General features: G+C 64.4%; 2 protein-coding genes and 1 pseudogene. 2 read left to right on the top strand and 1 reads right to left on the bottom strand.

Translation table 11 applies throughout. The features are described from left to right. Together DD1DGNOD_RS26985 and DD1DGNOD_RS13625 are read left to right on the top strand one after the other, a co-directional pair. A pseudogene (locus DD1DGNOD_RS26985) lies at nucleotides 1-1,064 on the top strand (hypothetical protein); the annotation flags it as partial. Next, on the top strand, nucleotides 1,061-1,390 hold the full coding sequence (locus DD1DGNOD_RS13625) for a hypothetical protein (RefSeq protein WP_131766774.1): 330 nt from the start codon (nucleotides 1,061-1,063) through the stop codon (nucleotides 1,388-1,390). The pseudogene DD1DGNOD_RS26985 and the gene DD1DGNOD_RS13625, both read left to right, overlap by 4 nt. An 81-nt stretch (nucleotides 1,391-1,471) precedes the next feature. On the opposite strand, the gene DD1DGNOD_RS29415 is transcribed toward DD1DGNOD_RS13625, so the two are convergent. Continuing rightward, nucleotides 1,472-2,794 (bottom strand): helicase-related protein (locus DD1DGNOD_RS29415; RefSeq protein ID WP_241255701.1); only part of this gene is annotated, 1,323 nt, incomplete at its 5' end.

The following is a 2,794-nucleotide window of genomic DNA, read 5'->3' as shown; positions in this document are numbered from 1 at the left end:
TCCGCGCGCACACCTGTGGCCAGGCCATCCGCGACGCCTCCGACGCGGGCATCCGCAACAAACGCTGGTGGTCCTGGGAGAAGATCAGACAGACCGCGGGCAGCCTCTGGCACACCACCGTGCGGGCCGCGCAGATCACCGTCGCCGTCCTCGGCATCGTCGCTATGATCATCGGCGGGCCGGTCGCCTGGGTCGTGTTCGCCGCCGCACTGATCGTCCTCGCCGACACCCTGGCCAGATACGCCAACGGCGAGGCGTCCGGCTGGGAGGTCGGCCTGGCGTTACTCGGCTGCATCCCCGGCACCAAAGGCCTCACCACCACCGCCGGACTCGCCCGCGGCCTGCGCAGCGCCACCCAGACCCTCCGCGACGGCCGCGCCCTCACCGGCGTTGTGCACAGCGGCACCGCCCTCACCCGCGCCGTCCTCGCCGCCGCCCGCACCCACCTCACCATCGTCGCCACCAACCTCCGCGGCGCCCACGCCCACACCACCACCCTGGTCAAAAACCTGCTTCCCCATACAGCTGCCGTCACCCCCGACGGCCACATACTCATGGCAGCCGGCGAGCCTCTGGGCAACGCTCACCGCACCGCCAAAGACGCCTTTACCGCGGTTGGAAGGCCGTCGCATGCGGGGAGGGATGGTACGGGTATTCCTTTCGGGTTTGCCGATGAGACCGAACTGAGGAGTTTCTCCGAAACGCTCCATTCGGGTCTGCGGAGCGCAGGCTTCCCCGACGTGGTCGGCATAATGCAGGGTAGCTCGGTCACCGGTGTAAAATACGCGACTGGAGCACCATTTGACGTTGGTCGGAGAAGTGATTTCGATATTGCTCTCGCGGACGAGCGTCTCTTCAACGAAGCGCTGAAGATCGGGGTCCGGGCCCGGTCCGGTGGAATGCGGACCGGGCCTTTGACTCCCCTTGAGCTTGCAAGACTCGATTTATTCGACCTACAGCAGAAACTAACGGATACTACCGGGCGAAAGGTGGCTTTCATGCTGTACAGGAACTTCACGACTGCCGTGTCAAGAGGGCCTTCGATTCCACTTCCGAGACCATGAGAACATTCATCCTCTATGGTTCCGAGCGAACCGACATCGACGGATTGGCCAATGACGTCTGCGTCGCTCTCGGAGTCACGCTCGATGCTCGCGACAGTTCGTATGTCGGAGAGTACTACTCCCTGGATTCCGCAAAATTCAGCTGTCGCATCGAGCCGAATCTAAACTCTCCGGATGAAGTCGAGGAAGAGGATCGTTATCAGGAGCCCGACCACCGCCAGTACGATCTCCTCGTTCGGCTCACGCTGAGCCCTGGTGCCGAGCAGGTGGAGAAAAAGATCGCTCAGGTCGAGGGTCTGAAACTGCTGGCCAAGGATATGGCTTGATCTGACCGGAGAATCCGGTTCGTAACTCGCGGTGGCCACGGGACATGAGTGTCGGAGTTCGCCTGCGGGAACACGGAGAAACTATATTCCTGCCGCGTGCATGCCTCGTAGTTCCTTCTTCAGCTCGGCGATCTCGTCGCGTAGCCGGGCGGCCAGCTCGAACTGCAGCTCCTTGGCCGCCTCGTGCATCTGGTCGTCGAGCTGGCGGATGAGCTGCGCCAGGTCTGAGCTGGGCATGCCGGCCAACTGTGCCGCGTGCCGCCCGACCGCGCCGTCGCGGCCCGCCTTCGAGGACATGCCAGGCCCCGGCACCTTCCCGCGGGACCGCGCACGACCGCCACCGCCGATGACCTCGCCCTCGGCGCTCTCCCGCACAAGGTCGTCCAGGATGTCGATGACCTTCTTGCGCAGCGGCTGCGGATCCACACCCCGTTCGGTGTTGTAGGCGATCTGCTTTACGCGCCGCCGGTTCGTCTCCTCGATGGCCCTGCGCATCGACGGGGTCACCTTGTCGGCGTACATGTGCACCTGGCCGGAGACGTTGCGGGCGGCACGGCCGATGGTCTGGATCAGCGACTTGTCCGACCGCAGGAAACCCTCCTTGTCGGCGTCCAGGATGGACACGAGCGACACCTCGGGCAGGTCCAGCCCCTCACGCAGCAGGTTGATACCGATCAGCACGTCGAACTCGCCCTTGCGCAGGTCGGTGAGCAGTTCGATGCGACGGAGCGTGTCGATGTCGCTGTGCAGGTAGCGGACCCGGACGCCGAGCTCAAGAAGGTAGTCGGTGAGATCCTCGGCCATCTTCTTGGTCAACGTCGTGACCAGCACCCGCTCGTCGCGTTCGGCACGGATCCGGATCTCACCGACGAGGTCGTCGATCTGCCCCTTGGTCGGCTTCAGCACGACCTCCGGGTCGAGCAGGCCGGTCGGCCGGATGATCTGCTCGACCACACCGTCGGCTCGGGAGATTTCGTACGGCCCGGGGGTCGCCGACAGGTACACCGTCTGGCCGATACGGGCGCAGAACTCCTCCCACCGCAGCGGCCGGTTGTCCATCGCGCTGGGCAGCCGGAATCCGTGCTCGACAAGGTTGCGCTTGCGCGACATGTCACCCTCGAACATCCCACCGATCTGCGGGACCGTGACGTGCGACTCGTCGATCACCAGCAGGAAGTCGTCCGGGAAGTAGTCGAGCAGCGTGTGCGGCGGGGTACCAGCGGCACGCCCGTCGATGTGCCGGGAATAGTTCTCGATACCCGAGCAGAAACCGACCTGGCGCATCATCTCGATATCGTAGGTGGTGCGCATCCGCAGCCGCTGGGCCTCCAGCAGCTTGCTCTGGCGTTCCATTTCAGCGAGTCTGTCGGCAAGCTCCGTCTCGATACCCGCAATCGCCCGTTC

The organism is Candidatus Protofrankia californiensis (genome assembly GCF_900634765.1).
In the GTDB taxonomy this organism is placed as follows: domain Bacteria; phylum Actinomycetota; class Actinomycetes; order Frankiales; family Frankiaceae; genus Protofrankia; species Protofrankia californiensis.
This window is presented reverse-complemented; position numbering and strand designations above follow the sequence as displayed.